The following is an 18,049-nucleotide window of genomic DNA, read 5'->3' as shown; positions in this document are numbered from 1 at the left end:
TACCACAACTCCATGATCGACGGGGAAAGGGGTGGGGCGTGACGCGGGTGGTTGATCCGGCTAGTGGGGATGTGGTGGGGGAGGTGGGGGAGACCGGGCTGGGGGAGGTGGATGCGGCGATCGGGCGGGCTGCTGGTGCGTTCGAGGGGTGGCGTCTGGTTGCGCCGGGGGAGCGGGGGCGGGTGCTGCGGAGGTTCGCCGGGCTGGTCGACAGCCACCTGGAGGAGTTGGCGCAGCTGGAGGTGCGTAACGCCGGGCACACCATCGGCAATGCGCGGTGGGAGGCGGGCAACGTCCGTGACGTGCTCGACTACTACGCGGGTGCGCCGGAGCGGTTGACCGGGCAGCAGATTCCGGTGCCCGGCGGGTGGGACGTCACCTTCCACGAACCGCTCGGCGTGGTCGGGGTGATCGTGCCGTGGAACTTCCCGATGCCGATCGCCGCCTGGGGTTTCGCCCCGGCGCTGGCCGCCGGCAACACGGTCGTGCTCAAGCCCGCCGAGCTGACCCCGCTGACCGCGCTGCGCCTGGCGGAGTTGGGGCGCGAAGCCGGCCTGCCGGAGGGCGTGTTCACCGTGCTGCCCGGCCGGGGCGACGTGGTCGGCGAACGGTTCGTCACCCACCCGGCCGTCCGTAAGGTCTGCTTCACCGGCTCCACCGAGGTCGGCACCCGGATCATGGCCGGCTGTGCGGCCCAGGTGAAACGGGTCACCCTGGAGTTGGGCGGCAAGAGTGCCAACCTGGTCTTCGCCGACGCCGATCTGGAGAAGGCGGCGGCCACCGCGCCGTACGCCGTGTTCGACAACGCCGGCCAGGACTGCTGCGCCCGCTCCCGGATCCTGGTGCAGCGCCCGGTCTACGACAGGTTCCTGGAGTTGCTGGAACCGGCGGTCCGGGCGCTGCGGGTGGAGAACCCCGCCGCCGAGACCGCCGAGATGGGACCGTTGATCTCCGCCGCCCACCGGGACCGGGTCGCCGGCTACCTCGACGGCGCGACTGTCGCGTTCACCGGCACCTGCCCCGACGGCCCCGGCTTCTGGCACGCCCCGACGGTGCTGCTCGCCGACTCCCCGGCCGACCGGCACTGGCGGGAGGAGATCTTCGGGCCGGTCGTCTCGGTGCTCCCCTTCGACGACGAGGCCGACGCGGTCCGGCTCGCCAACGACACCGAGTATGGCCTGTCCGGTTCGATCTGGACCCGGGACGTCGGCCGGGCGTTGCGGCTGGCCCGCGCGGTCCAGGCGGGCAACCTCAGCGTCAACTCGCACTCCTCGGTGCGCTACTGGACCCCGTTCGGTGGGATGAAGCGTTCCGGGCTCGGCCGTGAGCTGGGCCCGGACGCGTTGCACGCCTTCACCGACGTCAAGAACGTCTTCATCAGCACAGAGGAGTGATGCGCGTGCAGGGTCGGCTACAGGACCGGGTCGCCGTGGTGACCGGGGCGGGCAGCGGGATCGGCTTGGCCACCGTGCGGCGGTTCGCCGCCGAGGGGGCCCGGGTGGTCTGCGTCGACATCGACGACGAGGCCGGCGGGCGGGCCGCCGAGGAGGTCGGCGGGGAGTACGTGCACACCGACGTCGCCGACGAGGCGGCCGTGCGGGACCTCTTCGACGGGGTGGTGCAGCGGCACGGCCGGGTCGACGTGGCGTTCAACAACGCCGGCATCTCCCCGCCCGACGACGACTCCATCCTCGACACCGGGCTGGACGCCTGGGAGCGGGTGCTGCGGGTCAACACCACCAGCGTCTACCTGTGCTGCAAGTACGCGATTGCGCACATGCGCCGGCAGGGCAAGGGTTCGATCATCAACACCGCCTCCTTCGTGGCGCTGATGGGGGCGGCCACCTCGCAGATCGCGTACACCGCGAGCAAGGGCGGGGTGCTGGCGATGACGCGGGAGTTGGGCGTGCAGTTCGCCAGGGAGGGCATCCGGGTCAACGCGTTGTGTCCCGGCCCGGTCGCCACCCCGTTGCTGATGGAGCTGTTCGCCGCCGACCCGGAGCGGGCCGCCCGCCGGCTGGTGCACGTGCCGATGGGCCGGTTCGGCGCACCGGAGGAGATCGCCGCCGCGGTGGCGTTCCTGGCCAGCGACGACGCGTCGTTCATGACCGCCGCGCAGTTCGTCGTCGACGGTGGCATCACCGGCGCGTACGTCACCCCCCTGTGAGCGGATCCGACCGGCCCGGCCCGCCAGCCCGCGTCACCCGGCCCCGGGGGTCCGGCCGGCGGGCCCGTCCGCTGATCGGCATCACCGGGTACGTCGAGCCGGCGAGCTGGGCGGTCTGGCGGGACGTGCCGGCGTCGCTGGTGCCGCAGGCGTACGTCCGCTCGGTGACCGCCGCCGGGGGCCGGGCCGTGGTGCTGCCCCCGGACGAACTGGACGCCGACGTGGTCGACGTGCTCGACGGGCTGCTGCTGGCCGGGGGCGCCGACGTCGGCCCGCACCGGTACGGCCAGCCGGTGGACCCGCGTACCGAGCCCCGGCCCGACCGGGACGCCGGTGAGTCGGCGCTGCTGGCCGCCGCGCTCGCCGTGGACCTGCCGGTGCTCGGGGTGTGCCGGGGCATGCAGTTGCTGGCCGTCACGTACGGCGGGTCGCTGCACCAGCACCTGCCGGACGTGGTGGGTCACGACCGGCACCGCCCCGCCCCCGGGGTGTACGGGGCGCATCCGGTCCGGTTTGCGCCGGGGACCCGGACGGCGTCGGTGCTGGCCGGGGTGGACCGGGTCAACTCGTACCACCATCAGGCGGTGGCCGATCCGGGCGGGCTCACCGTCACCGGCTGGGCCGACGACGCGGTGGTGGAGGCGGTGGAGGACCCGGCGCGACGGTTCCTGCTCGGGGTGCAGTGGCATCCGGAGAACGACGACGACCCGCGTCCGGTGACCGCCCTGGTGAGGGCGGCCCGGGAGGGCTGACGCTTCCCATAAAGCGGGAAATCTGTCCCGAAATGCGGTCAGCGGCGGCAGGATGACCGCATGGGGACCGCGTATCCGGCGCTGGACGGGCGACTGCGGGAGTTCGTCGAGGCGCAGCCGATGTTCTTCGTGGCCACCGCGCCCAGCGGCGGCGACGGGCACGTCAACGTCTCACCCAAGGGCATGCGGGGCACCTTCGTCGTGCTCGGCCCGCACCGGGTGGCCTGGCTCGACTACCACGGCAGCGGCGCGGAGACGATCGCCCACCTGCGCGACAACGGCCGGATCACGCTGATGTTCTGCGCCTTCGACGGCCCACCCAAGATCGTCCGGCTGCACGGGCGGGGCGTCGCCACCCCGGTCACCGACCCCGGCTACGCGGCGCTGCTGGCCGACTTCCCCGAGCCGCCCGACGTGCACGCCGTCCGGGCGGTGATCGGGGTGACCGTGGAGCGGGTCAGCGACTCCTGCGGCTACGCGGTGCCCCTGATGGACTACCGCGGCGACCGGGACCTGTTGCTCATCTCACACTCCCGGCGCACCGCCGAGGATCTGGTCACCTACCGGGCGACCAAGAACGCGGCCAGCATCGACGGCCTGCCGGTCTTCTGAGCGGACCGCCCCTCACCGTGCGCTGTCGGGCAGATGACGGCAGGATGAGGCACGGGTTACCAGCGTCCGTTCGAACCCATGCGTTACGTTCCTGATCCGTCGGGGTAGAAGACGGACGCGACCGGCGTGAGCCGAGGCGTTTATGGGGGGCACGACCGGCCGAAGCAGGGGGCGCGGATGAGCTCGGCCCGTGGGGGCGAGGACGGACGAGGGCGGTCCGCGCTGTCGTCCGTCGACCCCGTGCTGCCGCCGTGGCTGGCCGGGGCGTTCACGGCCGGCGGCGAGATGGGCCGCCGGCTGCGCGGACACGACTGGGCGGCCAGCCCGCTCGGCAGCCCCGACACCTGGCCGGCGGCGCTGAGTCACGCCATCGGCATGATGCTCTCCTCGCGGGCCCAGATCGTGATGTTCTGGGGCCCCGACCAACTGGCCTTCTACAACGACGCCTACCGGCCCACCATCGGCGACAAGCATCCCGTCGCGCTCGGCCGGCCGGCCCGGGACCACTGGGCCGAGACCTGGGACGTGCTCGGCCCCCTGCTCGACGGCGTGTGCCGCAGCGGTGAGTCCTACCGGGCCGAGAACCACCCGTTCCTGCTCGACCGGCACGGCTTCGTCGAGCGGGTCTACTTCGACATCTCCTACGACCCGATCCGCGACGACGACGGCAGCGTCAACGGCGTCTTCTGCTTCGTCAACGAGACCACCGGCCGGGTCGTCGGGGAACGCCGGCTGCGGGCCCTGGCCGAACTCGGCTCCCGGCTCGGCGCGGCCGGCAGCATGGCCGAGCTGGGGCAGGCCACGGCGGCGGTGCTCGACGGGCACCGGGCCGACGTCCCGTTCGCCCTGGTCTACCTCACCGACGAGACCGGCCGGCCGGTGCCGGCCGGAGTCAGCGGCGTCGATCCCGCCCGGGTGCCGGCCGAGCTGCCGGCCACGCTGGCCCGGGTCGCCGCCGGTGGGGTGGCCGCCGAGATCGAGGTGGCCGAACTGCTCGGCGCGGTGCCGGGCGACGCCGCCACCCGGGCCATGGTGCTGCCGCTCACCGCCACCAGCGAGCCCGCCGGGGCGCTGGTGGTCGGCCGGTCCGCCCGGCTGCCGTTCACCGACGAGTACCGCGACTTCCTCGGCCTGATCGCCGCGCAGGTGTCCCGGGTGGTCGGCCAGCAGCGGGTGTACGAGCAGGAGCGGGCCCGCGCCGCCGAGCTGGCCGCGCTGGACCGCGCCAAGACCAACTTCTTCGCCAACGTCAGCCACGAGTTCCGCACCCCGCTGACCCTCGTCCTCGGCCCGCTGGAGGACCTGCTGGCCGACCCGACGCTGTCCGCCGCGCACCTCGACCGGCTGACCGTGATGCACCGCAACGCGCTGCGCCTGCTCAAGCTGGTCAACACGGTGCTCGACTTCTCCCGGCTGGAATCCGGCCGGCTGGCCGCCCACTACCAGCCCACCGACCTGGCCGAATACACCTCCCGGCTGGCCAGCACCTTCCGCTCCGCGACCGAGCGGGCCGGGCTGCGGCTCGTGGTCGACTGCCCGCCGCTGCCCGCGCCGGTCCTCCTGGACCGCGACATGTGGGAGAAGATCGTCTTCAACCTGCTCTCCAACGCGGTGAAGTTCACCTTCGACGGCGAGATCCGGGTCCGGGTGGCCGCTGCCGACGGCGCGGCACGGCTGGAGGTGACCGACACCGGGGTCGGCATCGCCGCCGAAGAAGTGCCGCACGTCTTCGAACGGTTCCACCGGGTGCCGGGGGTCCGCTCGCGTACCCACGAGGGCACCGGCATCGGCCTGGCCCTCGTCCGTGAACTGGTCGAGATGCACGGCGGCACGGTCGCCGCCACCAGCCGGGTCGACCACGGCACCACGGTCACCGTGACCGTCCCGTTCGGCTCCGCGCACCTGCCGCCCGACCGGGTCGCCGCCGCCGCACCGCTGCCCACCGGCGAGTCGGCGCAGGCGTCGCTCCACGTCGCGGAGACCGCCCGGTGGACCGACCGGCCCGACCAGGCCGGCGGGCGGCCCGACCCGGCCACCGGCGAACCCGGGAGGTCCGGCCGGGTCCTGCTCGCCGACGACAACGCCGACCTGCGCGAACACGTCTCCCGGCTGCTCAGCCCCGAGTACGAGGTGGTGGCCGTGCCGGACGGCGCGGTGGCCCTCCAGCAGGCCACCGCGGGCCCGTTCGACCTGGTGCTCACCGACGTGATGATGCCCCGGCTGGACGGCTTCGGCCTGGTCACCGCGCTGCGTGCCAACCCGGCGACCCGGCACGTGCCGATCGTGCTGCTCTCCGCGCGGGCCGGTTCCGCCGAGGCGGTCGCCGGCCTGTCGGTGGGTGCCGACGACTACCTCACCAAGCCGTTCTCCGGGGCGGAGCTGATCGCCCGGGTCCGGGCCAACGTCGAGCTGGGCCAGCTGCGTGGGCAGATCATCCGCCGGCTGCGGGCGCTCGCCGACGCCGCCGTGGCGGTCAACACCGCGAAGTCGACAGCCGACGTGGTCCGGGTCGCCGCCCGGCACGCCCTGCACCTCGCCGATGCGGCCCGGGTGTCGGTCACCACGGTCACCGGCGTGCGGCACGAGGCCGACGGTGGCGGCCCCGGCACCGACCAGCCGTCCCAGGTGCTGCCGCTGACCGGCAGCACCGGTGGGCAGCTCGGCGAGCTGCGGGTCTGGCGGCGGGAGGGCGACGGCACCGAGCACGTCGCCGTCGGGGAACTGGCCCGCCTGGTCGGCGTACGACTGGAGAACGCCCAGCTCTACGAGGCCGAACACCGGATCGCCACCACCCTCCAGCACAGCCTGCTGCCGCGTTCGCTGCCCCAGCTCCCCGGCGCGGTGGTGGCCAGCCGCTACCTGCCCGGCAGCACCGACGTCGAGGTCGGCGGCGACTGGTACGACGTGATCGGCACCGGCGACGACGAGGTGGTGCTGGTCATCGGCGACGTGGTCGGCAAGGGCGTCCAGGCCGCCGCCGCGATGGGTCAGCTCCGCAACGGCCTGCGGGCCTATCTGCTGGAGGGCTACGACCCGGGGCAGGCGTTGACCCGGCTCAACCGGCTGGTCGGCTCGACCGAGCGGCAGTCGTACGCCACGGTGTTCTGCCTCTCCTTCACTCCGCGCACCGGCCGGCTGCGGTATGCCAGCGCCGGTCATCCGTCCCCCCTGCTGATCCGAGGAGACGACGTGGCCTTCCTGCACGAGCGGGCCCTCGGGCCGCCCATCGGCGCGCTCACCGGCACCGACTACCGCACCGTCGAGGGTGGACTCGCCCCCGGCGGTCGGTTGCTGCTCTACACCGACGGGCTGATCGAGGACCGGCAGGCCGGCATCGACGCGGCGCTCGCCCAGCTTCGGGCGGACGCCGGCGCGGGCACCGGCGGCGGGCACGTCGCCGATCTGGTGGACGCCGTGGTGGAGCGGGTCGACGGGCGTGACCGGCACGACGACGTCGCGGTGCTGGCGCTGGAGGCCGCCGAGCTGAACCGGTTCGCGTTGCGGCTGCCCGCCGACCCGACCCGGCTCAGCGTGCTGCGTAAGCGGCTGGAGGATTTCCTGGTTGCCCACGGCGTCGGCGAGAACGACCTGTTCGACCTGATCGTCGCCGTGTCCGAGGCCGCCGCCAACGCCATCGAGCACCCGGTCGCGCCGGCGGAGCCGACGATCGGGGTGGAGGTGTCGATCGTCGACCGGACGGTGGTGGCGACGGTGCGTGACAGTGGCCGCTGGCGGGAGTCGACCGGGGCCGGGTTCCGGGGCCGCGGGCTCGCGTTGATCGAGGCGCTGGGCGAGCTGACGGTACGCCGTACCGGCGAGGGGACCGAGGTGTCGCTGCGCCGCCGGCTGGCCGACTGAGCCGGAGCCCGGGTCAGAGTGGGCGCAGCCACTCCTGGTCGCCGAGGCCGGAGATCTCCAGCACCCGGCTGACCTGCCGGGACGGGAACACGGTAAGTGTCTTCGGGAAACGCCGGGCGAGCTGGACCACCGCGTGGATGGCGGCGGAGTCGAAGAAGGTGACCGCGCGCAGATCCAGGGTGACCTGCCGGGCCGGCTCACGGAGGGTGGTCTGGACCATGGTGTCGGCGGTGGCCATGTCGACCTCGCCGGTCACCGTGACGCGGACGTGGTCCCCGGTGACCTCCGCGCGCGCGGAGAACACCGGCGGTGCGCCCCCTGGATCCACCCCGCCACCATTGCACAGCCCGGTGGGCGGCAACAACCGCCGGGCCGTGCGGGAGGCCCTCCGCCCTACGGAGATAGGCTGTCGTCATGACCGTCCGTGCCCCGCTCACCCCCGGCACGCTCTCCCCGTGGCGAGCGGTCCCCGACCACATCGCCCGCCCGGAGTACGTGGGCCGCAAGCAACCCCAGCAGTGGCGCGGCTCGCACGTGCAGACCCCGCAGACCATCGAGAAGATGCGGGTCGCCGGCCGGTTGGCGGCGCAGGCCACCCAGCTCGCGGGGGAGCACTGCAAGCCCGGGGTCACCACCGACGAGATCGACCAGGTGGTGCACGAGTTCCTCGTCGAGCACGGCGCCTACCCGTCGACGCTGGGCTACCGGGGCTTCCCCAAGTCCTGCTGCACCAGCATCAACGAGGTCATCTGCCACGGCATCCCCGACTCGACGGTGCTCGCCGACGGTGACATCGTCAACGTCGACGTCACCGCCTACCTCGACGGGGTGCACGGCGACACCGACGCCACCTTCTGCGTGGGTGAGGTGAGCGAGGAGGCCCGGCTGCTGGTCGAGCGCACCCACGAGGCGATGATGCGCGGCATCCGGGCGGTGCGCCCCGGCCGGCAGATCAACGTGATCGGGCGGGTCATCGAGTCGTACGCCAAGCGGTTCGGCTACGGGGTGGTCCGCGACTTCACCGGCCACGGCATCGGCGAGGCCTTCCACAGCGGCCTGTACGTGCCGCACTACGACAGCCCCCGGCCCACCGACGTCATGGAACCGGGCATGACCTTCACCGTCGAGCCGATGATCACCCTCGGCACCTACCAGTACGACATGTGGGACGACGGCTGGACGGTCGTCACCAAGGACCGGAAGTGGACGGCCCAGTTCGAGCACACCCTCGTCGTCACCGACGACGGCTTCGAGATCCTCACCCTGCCGTGACCGACACCCCGGCCGCGCTGCGCGAGGCGCACCACGCGGACGTGTCAGGCGGCTGGCTGCGGCCCGCCGTGTTCGGCGCGATGGACGGCCTGGTCACCAACATCGCCCTGATCGCCGGGGTCGGCGGCGGTGGGGTGTCGGCGCACAGCATCGTGCTGACCGGCACCGCCGGCCTGGTCGCCGGCGCCATCTCGATGGGGCTGGGCGAGTACACCAGCGTCCGGTCGGCCAACGAGCAGGTCGCCGCCGAGGTGGCCAAGGAACGCCGCGAGCTGGAACGCCACCCGGAGGCCGAGGCCCGCGAGCTGTCCGACGCCTGGGTGGCCCGGGGCCTGCCCCGCGACCTGGCCAACCAGGTCGCCGAGGCGGTACGCCGCAACCCGGAGGAGGCGCTGCGGGTGCACGTCCGGGAGGAGTTGGGCGTCGACCCCGACGAGCAACCCAGCCCCTGGGCGGCGGCGATCTCGTCGTTCCTCTGCTTCTCCGTCGGCGCGCTGATCCCCCTGCTGAGCTACCTGCTCGGCTCCACCAGCCTGGCCCTGGCGCTCGCCGTCGGTGGGGTGGGGCTCTTCGCGGCCGGCGCGGTCGTGGCCCGGTTCACCGGTCGCCCGTGGTGGGCCGGCGGGCTGCGGCAACTGCTGCTCGGTGCGGCGGCGGCCGGCGCGACCTACCTGATCGGGATGCTCATCGGGGTGCAGGGCGGGCTCGGCTGACCTCGGGCTCAGCCGGCGAGCAGGTCGTCCACCGTGCCGTCGACCGGGCGGCCCCGGGCGGCCAGCTCCTCGGCCTGCCCGGTCAGCACCCGGCCCACCTCGGTCATGTCCGCGCCGGCCAACCCGGTACGCCGCACCGCGTCGCCCGGGTCACGGAAGTAGGTGCGGCTGAGCAGGCCGCTGACCGTGGCCGCCGCCAGCCGCGCCTCGCCCAGCATCACCAGCGCCTGGTCGGTCTCGTACCACTCGGCGAGCCGGGCCGCGCGGGCGTGCGCCGCCCAACCCCGGTACCAGGCCGCCCGCGCGGCGGCACTGAACTCGGCCGGCCGGGCCCGGGCCAGCCGGCCCAGGTGCTCGTCGCGCAGGGTACGCAGCCAGCCGGTCGGATCGTGGAGCGCGACGGTGGTGACGTACCGGTCGGCGGTCAGCGGCCAGGCCGGGGTCAGCGTCCGGGCCTGCCGCAGGTAGCTCTCGGCGTCGACCACGGTCAGCGCGACCAGCACCCCGTCCACCCGCCGGGTCGACGGGGCCGGCCCGCCGCCCGCCCGGTAGGTGACCAGCAGCAGGCCGACCTCGGCGTCCCCGCCACCGTCGTCGTCGCCGTGCGCCAGCGGGCCGTGCACGGCCACCGCCAGGATGTCCGCCGGGAAGCGTCGCCGCGCCGCGTCGGCAGTCCGACCGGCGACCCGCCAGCGTGGATCGTCCGGGTCCACCCCGGCCGCCGGCTCCGGCACGGTCACGACAGGTCGGGACCGGTCGGGGCCAACCGGAAGATGTGGATCTCCCGGCCGCCGGCCCGCTGCACGTACGTCCGGTACGCCGGCCACTCGGTGACCAGCAACTGCCAGAGCCGGTCCCGCTCGGCCCCGGCGGCCAGGTCGGCGCGGACGGCGAGCCGGCGACCCTTGACGGCGACCTCCGCCTGCGGCCGGGCGAGCAGGTTCAGCACCCAGCCGGGCTGGCGTGGCTGGCCCCAGTTGGAGCCGATCACCACGAACCCGTCGCCGTCCGGCACGTACAGCAGGGGGTTGCTGCGCGGCAGGCCGGAGCGGTGGCCGGTGGTCGTGATGATCAGCGAGGGGACCAACCCGAGCGCGACCACCCGGCCCCGGGTCAGCCGCCCGACCAGCCGGTCGGCGGGGACCAGCAGGCGCATGGTGGCACCGAACCACTCGTGGTGACCGAGCCGCCGGGTGAGGGTTCCGAGTACGGGCATCCGGCCAGTCTGCCTGGTCGACGCGGTGCGCGCACCCACCGGTTCCCCGCGGGCCGCTCAGTCCAGCCGGCGTTCGACAGCCAGCCGGGACCTGGTGAACAGCCCGGCGCCGAGCATCGCCACCAGCGGCACCACCACCAGCACGCCGAGGGTCTGCCAGGGCACCACCACCGGGTACGGCGTCTGGACCGGCCAGGTCTGCGCGTACTGGCGGTTCGTCGAGGTGAGGATGATCAGCGCGGAGCCGAGTCCGGCCGCGATGCCGAGCACCGAGCCCACCACGGCGATCACCCCCGCCTGGCAGAGCGAGAGCACCCGACGTACCCGGGGACTGGCCCCCACCGCCGCGAGCGTGGCGAGATCCCGACGGCCCTCCGCCGCGGCGAGCCCGGTGGCCACCCCGGCCGCACCCAGGGTGATCACCCCGGCGGCGGCCGCCAGCAGGAGCAGCACCGGCCGCTGCTCCGAGCGGGGCGGACCCCGCTCGATCTGCGCCGTCACCGGCAGCAACGGCCGTAGCGCGGTGACCACCCGGTCGAGTTGCGCGGTGGTCGGCGCGGACCGGGTGTCGACGGCGAAACCGAGCGGCTCCGTGCGCAGGCCGGCCCGGGTGGCGGCGGCGGGGGAGAGCACCAGCCGGTCCACCGGCAGCCCGTCGCGCAGCAGGTGACCGGGGAGGGTGACGGTGGTAGCCACCGTCGGGCGGGATTCGTCGACCGACCGGTCGACCCGGAGCGTCACCCGGCCGTCGACCAGGTAGCGGGGGTCGGTCACCACCACGCCGCCGGCCCGCAGCACGGCGGTCGCCGCCGCCACCTCGGCCGCCGGGGCACCGCTGAGCACCCCGAGGGCGGCGCCGTCGTCGACCATCGCGGGCAGGTAGAAACCGCTGACGATGCGGACCGGCGGGACGCAGCGCGGGTCGGCCAGCGCCTCGCGGCGGACCTCGGCCGTCCGGTACGACTCCGCGTCGTACGGGCAGGCCCGGCCGGCGGGCAGCACCGGCGCGACCGTGCAGTAGGCGCTCGGGCGTCGCACCTGGGTGCAGCCGGGCACCGCCACCGGCAGCACGGCGTCGGTGCCCAGCTCGGCCCGGACCCGCTCGGTGATCAGCGGAAGCGGGGGCAGCGGGGCGGTGGAGTCCCGGTCGCCGCGCAGCAGCAGCACCCGCCCCGGCGGCAACCCCGGCTGCCACTCGGCCTGGTTGCGGGCATCGTCGCTGGCCACGTAGACGCCCAGCGCGACGCTGCCGGCGACGGCGGCCATCACCGCGGAGATGGCCGGGGCGGCCGACGAGCGGTTGCGGCTGGCGTCGCGCAGCGCGATCCGGGGCGCTGGCGGCAGCAGCCGACCGAGCCGGGCCAGCAGCCCGATCAGGGTGGGCGTGCAGAAGACCAGGCCCAGCTCACCCAGGACCAGCCCGGCGAGGATCACCGGGGTGTCGCCCCCGGTGGCACCCAGGGCGGCGGCCCCGCTGCCCAGCACGGTCAGCGCCACCCCGATGAGCAGCCACCGGCGGCGGTGCGGTGGCGCGGTCCGGCGACCGGCCAACCCGGCCACCACGTCCTGCCGGGCGGCGGCCAGCGCCGGTGCGAGCGCGGCCAGCACCCCGGCCAGCACCGCGACCGCCGCGATCGCGGCGAGCGCCGCCGGGAAGACCCGGTATCCCCCGCTGCGCGTCCCCAGCAGGTGCTCCTCGACCAGCGACCGGCCGGCGAGCGCGGCGGTGACCCCGAGCAGCAGCCCGCACGCGGCCCCGAGCCCACCGAGGACCACCCCGTCGGCGAGCACGATCCGTCGCAGGTGCACCGGGTCGCCGCCGGCCACCGCGACCAGCGCCAGGTCCCGCCGCCGTCGCCGGACCCCGACCGCGAAGGCCGGGCCGACCAGCAGGACGACCTCCAGCAGACCGAGGCCGCCGACCAGCACCGCGTTGCTCGCCAGCACCGGGTCGGGCAGGTCGAGCGTCGACCCGTCGGGGGATTGGGCACCCGGCACCGGGTTCCGGGCGCTGACCAGCACGCCGTGCGCGTTGAGCCGGTCCACCAGCGCGGCGTCCACCGGGCCGGGAAGGTCGACCAGCCAGCTCTCGTCGTAGCTCCGTTCGTCCCGGGACAGCCCGGCCGGGGGTAGGGCGACGATCTCCCCGAGCTGGTCGGGGAACTCGACCACGCCGACCACCCGCCACCGGCGGGTGCCGTCGGCCGCGTCGACCGACCCGCCCACCCGGACACCCATCCGGACGGCGGCCTGGGCGCTCACCGCGACCTCGTCGGGCGCGGTGGGGACCCGCCCGGACCGCAGCCGCACCGTCGAGCGGGCCACCGGATCCGTCAGGTCCAGCGCCCGCCCGTCGAGGGTCCTGGTCCGGTCGCCGATCCTCACCTCGAACGGCACCCACCAGCTCACCCGGCTGGCCCGGCTGCCGGCCGGCAGCAGCGCCTCGATCTCCGCCCGGCCCACCGGCCGCTCCCGGGTCACCTGATCACCCGTGCGGGCCCAGTTCGTGTCCCCCCAGGAGTCCTGGTGGATCGGGTTCTCCGCCACCCAGTTCAGCTCGACGTCGGCGGTGCCGGCCCGCTGGACGAAGCTCTCCTCCCGGGTGAGGTCGGCCATGTCGTAGGTGACCGCGACGAAGCTCAGCACCACCACCGGCAGCGCGATCATCGTCAGCACCAGCGCGGTACGCCCCCGCGCCCGCCACGCCTCCCGCCGGGCGATCCGCAGCGCCGCCCGCCACGACCCGACCGTCCCGGCGAGCCGACCGGGCGGTCCCACCCGGTCCCTCACGTCGGGCCGCGCCGCCGTTTGGGGCGGGGCGGTCACCGGCCGATTCCGGAGAGCAGGTGCTCGACCCCGGCCAGCGGCGCGGTGGAGTCGACCATGACACCGTCGCGGAGGAACACCACCCGGTCGGCCCAGCCCGCGTGCCGGGCCTCGTGGGTGACCAGCACCCCGGCCGCGCCCGCGTCGACCCGGCGGCGCAGCAGGTGCAACACCGCCTCCCCGGTCTGCGAGTCCAGCGCCCCGGTCGGCTCGTCGGCCAGCACCAGCCGCCGCTCGCCGACCAGCGCCCGCGCGATCGCCACCCGCTGCTGTTGCCCTCCGGACATCTGGTCGGGGAAGCGTCCGCCGAGCCCGTCCAGGCCGACCTCCTCCAGCGCCGCCAGGGCCGCCCGCCGGGCCGGCCGTACGCCGACCCCGTCGAGTTCCAGCGGTAGGGCCACGTTCTCGGCGGCGGTGAGGCTGCCGAGCAGGTTCAGATCCTGGAAGACGTAGCCGATCCGGCGACGGCGCAGCCGGGCCAGCCGCCGCCCGTCGAGCGTGCCGAGCGTCTCCCCCTCGACCAGCACCTCCCCGGCGGTCGGCCGGTCCAGCCCACCGGCCAGGGTGAGCAGTGTCGACTTGCCCGAGCCGGAGGGACCCATCACGGCCACCAGCTCGCCGGGTCGTACGGCGAGGCTCACCCCGCGCAGCGCGTGCACGGCGGCCTCCCCACCCCCGTGGGTGCGGTGGACGTCGCGCAGTTCGAGCACCGCGCCGCCGGGGCCGGTCACCGGTGTGCCTCCTCGCCGGCCCGCTCCACCACCTCCGGCGGTGACCCGCTGCGTGCGGTCGGGGCCGCCGGCCGGTGCCGGACCAGGCTGGTCTCGCAGTGGTCGAGCCAGCGGATCTCCGCCTCGGCCTGGAACATCATCGCGTCCAGCACCAGCCGCCAGGGCAGGTCCTCCGGCCGGTCGCTGGTGTACTTGAGCCGGGTCAGCTCCTGCAACGTGCGCATGGTCGCGCCACGCTGGGTCTGCACCACCGCCCGCACGTCCACCCCGGGGGTGGTCAGCGCCAGGGCCAGCTTGATGGACAGTTCGTCGCGGGGGCGGTCGTTGCGGCTGATCGGGGTGACGAACCACAGCGCCAGGTCCGCCCGTCCGGCATCGGTGATGGCGTACGGCCGCTGCCCGCCCTCGTGCTCGGGCAGCGAACGGACCAGGCCGTCCCGCTCCAGCCGGTTGAGGGTGGTGTAGACCTGACCGATGTTCAGCGGCCAGGTCGAGCCGGTCGACTCCTCGAACGCGGCCCGGAGCTGGTAGCCGTACATCTGGCCGCGCTCCAGCAGGGCGAGCAGGCCGTGACGGATGGACATGCGACGGAGTATGCATACCCCGTATGCGGACCGCAACCGCAGGGTACGGCCGGTGGGTCAGGTGGGGCTGCCGGGGAACGGGACGGTCAGTGGGGTCAGGCCCGCGCTGCGCCGCCACCGGGTGGCCCGTACCGCGCAGTCGGTCAGCGCGTTGAGCGCCCGGGTGCGGTCCGCGCCGGTGGTGACCGGCAGCGCCGCCCGCCAGAACGCCGCGGTGCGCTCCTCCACCTGCACGGCCAGCCGCAGCGCGGCGGCCCGGTCGGTGACCGGGAACGGCAGGGCGTAGCCGGCCTGGTCGGCCGGGACCGTCCCCCCGGCGGAGCTGAGCTGGAGCACCAGCGCGTCACGCCGGGACCGGTGGGCCGCCTCGGCGGCGCGGGCCGCTCGCCGGTCGGCGTCGGTGAGGTGCACCCCGATCGGGCCGTAGGCGTAGATCGCGGCGTACTCGGCGGTCAACGCCCCGGCGAGCGCGTCGCCAGGCGTGGCGGGGGCGGTGGAGCGGCTCACTTCAGCGCCTCCAGGTGGGTGGCGCGGGCGGCGGCGATCGCGCCGAGCAGCGCGGCCCGGTCGCCCGGCGCGTCGGCGCACGCCTTCGCCGCGTTGTCCCGGCCCTGCTGCTCGGCCGAGCGCAGCGCGGCCAGCACGGCGGCCCGGTCACCCCCGGCGGCCGACGGGTCCGGCGACGCCGCGGCGGAGGGTTCGGGGCGGCCGATCACCCGACGCAGCTCGTCGGCGTGCGCGGCGTGCGCGTCGGCGATCGGGGTGAGCCGGGCGGCGAGCCCCGCGTCGGCGGCGATCGCGGCCCGGTGCCGGTCGGCCAGCGACCGGGCCTCCGCCGCGAGGGGTTCCAGCGGGTCGGGCGGCGGGGGCGGGTCGTCGCGGTCGAGAAGACCGCAACCGGTCAGCGGTACGGCGGCGACGCCGGCCGCCAGGAGCGCGCCGGCCCGCAGCACGGTACGCCGGGACTGCCCCGTTCCGTCGTGGTGCGTCGTTGTTCTGCCCGTGGCCACCGGACAAGTCAACACCATCCCCGCCGTCCGCCGGGCGACCGCCGTCGGTGCGCCGCCGGGGCCGCCGTACCGACGGCGCGTTACGCTCTGCGCAGCCACCGGCGCTGCCGCCCCGGTGGCGTCCCGGCGTGCCGGTCCGACGACCGCCGCCGACCAGGAGAAGGGTGCCCAGATGACGCAGCGTGGCCGTGCCATCAGGCCGACGGCGCCGGCGGGACGCTCCCGCCGCACCGACGGTCCCCGGGGCGGCGACCGTGCCGGCGCATCCCGGGGTGACCTGGCCGCCCGTCGTGACCGGTTGCGCGCGGTGATCGAGCCGGTGGTCGCCGGGGCGGGCTACGACCTGGAGGACGTCTCGGTCTCCCGGGCCGGCCGCCGGCACGTGGTCCGGGTGATCGTGGACGCCGACGGCGGGATCAACCTGGACGCGGTCGCGGTCGTCTCCCGGGCGGTCTCGGCGGCGCTGGACGCGGCCGAGGAGTCCGGCGGGGACATCGTGGCGGGGGAGTACCAGTTGGAGGTCAGCTCCCCCGGGGTGGACCGCCCGCTGACCCTGCCCCGGCACTGGCGGCGCAACGCCGGCCGACTGGTCAAGGTGACCGTCCGGGCCGGGGAGCCCGCCGTGGACCGGCAGGTCACCGGTCGGGTGGTGGCGGCCGACGACGAGCGCGTGGTGCTGGAGACCGAATCCGGTCCGGTGGAGCACCGGTACGCCGAGCTGGGCCCCGGCCGGGTGCAGGTCGAGTTCCACCGCCTCGACGAGATCGACGAGGCGGACGAGATCGACGAGGTCGGGGACGACACCGACGAAGATGACGACGATGATGTGGAGGACGAGGAGAGGTGAACATCGACCTCGCGGCGCTGCGCGCACTGGAGCGCGAGCGGGAGATCCCGTTCGACACGATCCTCGCGGCGATCGAGACCGCGTTGCTGACCGCCTACCGGCACACCGACGGCGCCGAGTCGTACGCCCGGGTGGAGATCGACCGCAAGAACGGCGCCGCCCTGGTCTACGCCCAGGAGCTGGACGACGACGGCAGCGTGGTACGGGAGTGGGACGACACCCCGCACGACTTCGGCCGGATCGCGGCGATGACCGCCAAGCAGGTGATCCTCCAGCGGCTGCGGGAGGCCACCGACGAGGTGCACTTCGGCGAGTACGTCGGCCGCGACGGCGACCTGGTCACCGGCGTGGTGCAGGCGCATGAGGCGCGCAGCGAGAAGGGCATCGTCAGCGTCGACCTGGGCAAGCTGGAGGGCGTGCTGCCGCAGTCCGAGCAGGTGCCCGGCGAGCGGTACACCCACGGCGAGCGGATCCGCTGCGTGGTGGTGCACGTGACCAAGGGGATGCGTGGGCCGCAGATCACCCTGTCCCGCTCGCACCCGGCGCTGGTGAAGAAGCTCTTCGCGCTGGAGGTGCCGGAGATCGCCGACGGCACCGTGGAGATCGGGGCGATCGCCCGTGAGGCAGGTCACCGCACCAAGATCGCCGTCCGGTCCACCGTGCAGGGCGTGAACGCCAAGGGCGCCTGCATCGGGCCGATGGGCCAGCGGGTCCGCGCGGTGATGAGCGAGCTGCACGGCGAGAAGATCGACATCATCGACTGGTCGGACGACCCGGCGACCTTCGTCGGCAACGCGCTTTCGCCGGCCAAGGCGCTGCGGGTCGAGGTGGTCGACCTGGCCACCCGTACGGCCCGGGTGACCGTCCCGGACTTCCAGCTCTCCCTGGCGATCGGCCGGGAGGGGCAGAATGCCCGACTTGCCGCCCGGTTGACCGGTTGGCGGATCGACATCCGGTCCGACGCGGAGCAGCCGGGCACCGGCGGTCGGGGCGGCGGCGAGCACGTCCCGGAGCCGGGCGGAGCGATCTCGGGCGGCTAGGGGTAGACTTCTTCCAGTGGTACGACGCGCGCATCCGGAGCGCACCTGTGTGGGTTGCCGGAAACGTGCGCCGGCCAGCGAACTGCTGCGGATCGTCGCGGTCGGTGACGAGGATGGTCACAGTCTCCGGCCTGATCCGAGCCGCAGTCTGCCGGGTCGGGGAGCGAACATGCACCCGGATCCGGCCTGCTTCGCGCTGGCGGTGCGGCGTCGCGCCTTCGGGCGGGCGCTGCGACTCACCGGGGTCCCCGATCACGGTGCCGTCGCGGAGCACGTCGATGCGTCAACCACTACGTCCGGTCAACCCGATCGGGCGAGGGTCGCTAGCAAGGTAGGACGACCGACATGAGCACACGATGAAGTCCCTGAAATGACCAGGCTTCAAGTGCACGAGTGAGGTCGCTGCGGGTGCTGCCCGCAC

18 protein-coding genes are annotated in these 18,049 nt (G+C 74.5%); 10 read left to right on the top strand and 8 right to left on the bottom strand.

The features are described 5' to 3' along the window. Positions 1–47: 47 nt before the first annotated feature. From ACWCHM_RS20185 to ACWCHM_RS20165, 5 genes are all read left to right on the top strand, one after another. Positions 48–1,394, top strand: coding sequence for an aldehyde dehydrogenase family protein (locus ACWCHM_RS20185; RefSeq protein WP_372445909.1), 1,347 nt, complete (start codon positions 48–50; stop codon positions 1,392–1,394). Then, positions 1,394–2,167 carry a 3-oxoacyl-ACP reductase gene (locus ACWCHM_RS20180; protein WP_239484647.1) on the top strand — a complete coding sequence of 258 codons (774 nt, stop codon included), beginning with the start codon at positions 1,394–1,396 and terminating at the stop codon, positions 2,165–2,167. The genes ACWCHM_RS20185 and ACWCHM_RS20180 overlap by 1 nt, the downstream gene beginning before the upstream one ends. 71 nt (positions 2,168–2,238) lie before the next feature. Continuing rightward, positions 2,239–2,919 (top strand): gamma-glutamyl-gamma-aminobutyrate hydrolase family protein, encoded by a 681-nt coding sequence (locus ACWCHM_RS20175; RefSeq protein WP_204957315.1) that lies wholly within the window; start codon positions 2,239–2,241, stop codon positions 2,917–2,919. A 60-nt stretch (positions 2,920–2,979) separates the two neighbouring features. Next, a complete protein-coding gene (locus ACWCHM_RS20170; RefSeq protein WP_454219363.1) occupies positions 2,980–3,531 on the top strand; it encodes a pyridoxamine 5'-phosphate oxidase family protein in 552 nt (183 codons plus the stop codon). Positions 3,532–3,708: 177 nt separating this feature from the next. Beyond that, the gene (locus ACWCHM_RS20165; RefSeq protein ID WP_454219362.1) at positions 3,709–7,389 is read left to right on the top strand and encodes a SpoIIE family protein phosphatase; all 3,681 of its coding nucleotides are present in this window, start codon (positions 3,709–3,711) and stop codon (positions 7,387–7,389) included. Positions 7,390–7,402: 13 nt separating this feature from the next. Here the strand turns inward: ACWCHM_RS20165 and ACWCHM_RS20160 are convergent, their stop codons facing one another. Then, a complete protein-coding gene (locus tag ACWCHM_RS20160; RefSeq protein WP_204956918.1) occupies positions 7,403–7,717 on the bottom strand; it encodes an STAS domain-containing protein in 315 nt (104 codons plus the stop codon). 86 nt (positions 7,718–7,803) lie between these two features. On the opposite strand from ACWCHM_RS20160, the gene map reads away from it, so the two are divergent. Beyond that, positions 7,804–8,661 (top strand): type I methionyl aminopeptidase, encoded by an 858-nt coding sequence (map, locus tag ACWCHM_RS20155; RefSeq protein WP_454219361.1) that lies wholly within the window; start codon positions 7,804–7,806, stop codon positions 8,659–8,661. Beyond that, positions 8,658–9,374: a VIT1/CCC1 transporter family protein gene (locus tag ACWCHM_RS20150; protein WP_204956920.1), complete on the top strand. Its 717-nt coding sequence runs from the start codon at positions 8,658–8,660 to the stop codon at positions 9,372–9,374. The genes map and ACWCHM_RS20150 overlap by 4 nt, the downstream gene beginning before the upstream one ends. Before the next feature lie 8 nt (positions 9,375–9,382). Here ACWCHM_RS20150 and ACWCHM_RS20145 read toward each other — a convergent pair whose 3' ends face one another. The 7 genes from ACWCHM_RS20145 to ACWCHM_RS20115 are packed head-to-tail and all read right to left on the bottom strand — an operon-like array spanning position 9,383 to position 15,741. Beyond that, positions 9,383–10,114 carry a nucleotidyltransferase domain-containing protein gene (locus tag ACWCHM_RS20145; protein ID WP_281899743.1) on the bottom strand — a complete coding sequence of 244 codons (732 nt, stop codon included), beginning with the start codon at positions 10,112–10,114 and terminating at the stop codon, positions 9,383–9,385. Next, positions 10,111–10,590, bottom strand: a complete 480-nt coding sequence (locus tag ACWCHM_RS20140) for a nitroreductase family deazaflavin-dependent oxidoreductase (RefSeq protein WP_204956921.1) — start codon at positions 10,588–10,590, stop codon at positions 10,111–10,113. The genes ACWCHM_RS20145 and ACWCHM_RS20140 overlap by 4 nt, the downstream gene beginning before the upstream one ends. A 57-nt stretch (positions 10,591–10,647) precedes the next feature. Further along, entirely contained in the window at positions 10,648–13,368 is a 2,721-nt protein-coding gene (locus ACWCHM_RS20135) for an FtsX-like permease family protein (RefSeq protein ID WP_454219359.1), read from the bottom strand. A 44-nt stretch (positions 13,369–13,412) separates the two neighbouring features. After that, the gene (locus ACWCHM_RS20130) at positions 13,413–14,147 is read right to left on the bottom strand and encodes an ABC transporter ATP-binding protein (protein ID WP_204956923.1); all 735 of its coding nucleotides are present in this window, start codon (positions 14,145–14,147) and stop codon (positions 13,413–13,415) included. Beyond that, complete coding sequence (locus tag ACWCHM_RS20125; protein WP_281899738.1) at positions 14,144–14,731, bottom strand: PadR family transcriptional regulator; 588 nt, start codon at positions 14,729–14,731, stop codon at positions 14,144–14,146. The genes ACWCHM_RS20130 and ACWCHM_RS20125 overlap by 4 nt, the downstream gene beginning before the upstream one ends. Positions 14,732–14,788: 57 nt before the next feature. After that, positions 14,789–15,238: a ferritin-like domain-containing protein gene (locus ACWCHM_RS20120; RefSeq protein ID WP_454219358.1), complete on the bottom strand. Its 450-nt coding sequence runs from the start codon at positions 15,236–15,238 to the stop codon at positions 14,789–14,791. Beyond that, positions 15,235–15,741, bottom strand: coding sequence for a hypothetical protein (locus tag ACWCHM_RS20115; protein WP_454219356.1), 507 nt, complete (start codon positions 15,739–15,741; stop codon positions 15,235–15,237). The genes ACWCHM_RS20120 and ACWCHM_RS20115 overlap by 4 nt, the downstream gene beginning before the upstream one ends. A gap of 172 nt (positions 15,742–15,913) precedes the next feature. Here ACWCHM_RS20115 and rimP point away from each other — a divergent pair, with 172 nt between their 5' ends. From rimP to ACWCHM_RS20100, 3 genes are read left to right on the top strand one after another with little or no spacing between them, the layout of a single operon-like run. Beyond that, a complete protein-coding gene (gene rimP / locus ACWCHM_RS20110; RefSeq protein WP_454219355.1) occupies positions 15,914–16,588 on the top strand; it encodes a ribosome maturation factor RimP in 675 nt (224 codons plus the stop codon). After that, positions 16,585–17,628, top strand: coding sequence for a transcription termination factor NusA (gene nusA / locus ACWCHM_RS20105; protein ID WP_204956927.1), 1,044 nt, complete (start codon positions 16,585–16,587; stop codon positions 17,626–17,628). Before rimP ends, nusA begins: the two co-directional genes overlap by 4 nt. Positions 17,629–17,644: 16 nt before the next feature. Beyond that, on the top strand, positions 17,645–17,977 hold the full coding sequence (locus ACWCHM_RS20100) for a YlxR family protein (protein ID WP_204956928.1): 333 nt from the start codon (positions 17,645–17,647) through the stop codon (positions 17,975–17,977). Positions 17,978–18,049: the final 72 nt, after the last annotated feature.

The sequence above is a fragment of the Micromonospora sp. SCSIO 07396 genome (genome assembly GCF_053667945.1).
The sequence above is the reverse complement of the archived record's forward strand: the minus strand, read 5'-3'. Positions and strand labels throughout refer to the sequence as shown.

Bases quoted from the DNA above. Each gene is read 5' to 3' on its own strand.
- ACWCHM_RS20180 (WP_239484647.1), top strand. From the start codon at position 1,394: ATGCGCGTGCAGGGTCGGCTACAGGACCGGGTCGCCGTGGTGACCGGG.
- ACWCHM_RS20165 (WP_454219362.1), top strand. From the start codon at position 3,709: ATGAGCTCGGCCCGTGGGGGCGAGGACGGACGAGGGCGGTCCGCGCTG.
- ACWCHM_RS20170 (WP_454219363.1), top strand. From the start codon at position 2,980: ATGGGGACCGCGTATCCGGCGCTGGACGGGCGACTGCGGGAGTTCGTC.
- ACWCHM_RS20140 (WP_204956921.1), bottom strand. From the start codon at position 10,590: ATGCCCGTACTCGGAACCCTCACCCGGCGGCTCGGTCACCACGAGTGG.
- map (WP_454219361.1), top strand. From the start codon at position 7,804: ATGACCGTCCGTGCCCCGCTCACCCCCGGCACGCTCTCCCCGTGGCGA.
- rimP (WP_454219355.1), top strand. From the start codon at position 15,914: ATGACGCAGCGTGGCCGTGCCATCAGGCCGACGGCGCCGGCGGGACGC.
- ACWCHM_RS20125 (WP_281899738.1), bottom strand. From the start codon at position 14,731: ATGTCCATCCGTCACGGCCTGCTCGCCCTGCTGGAGCGCGGCCAGATG.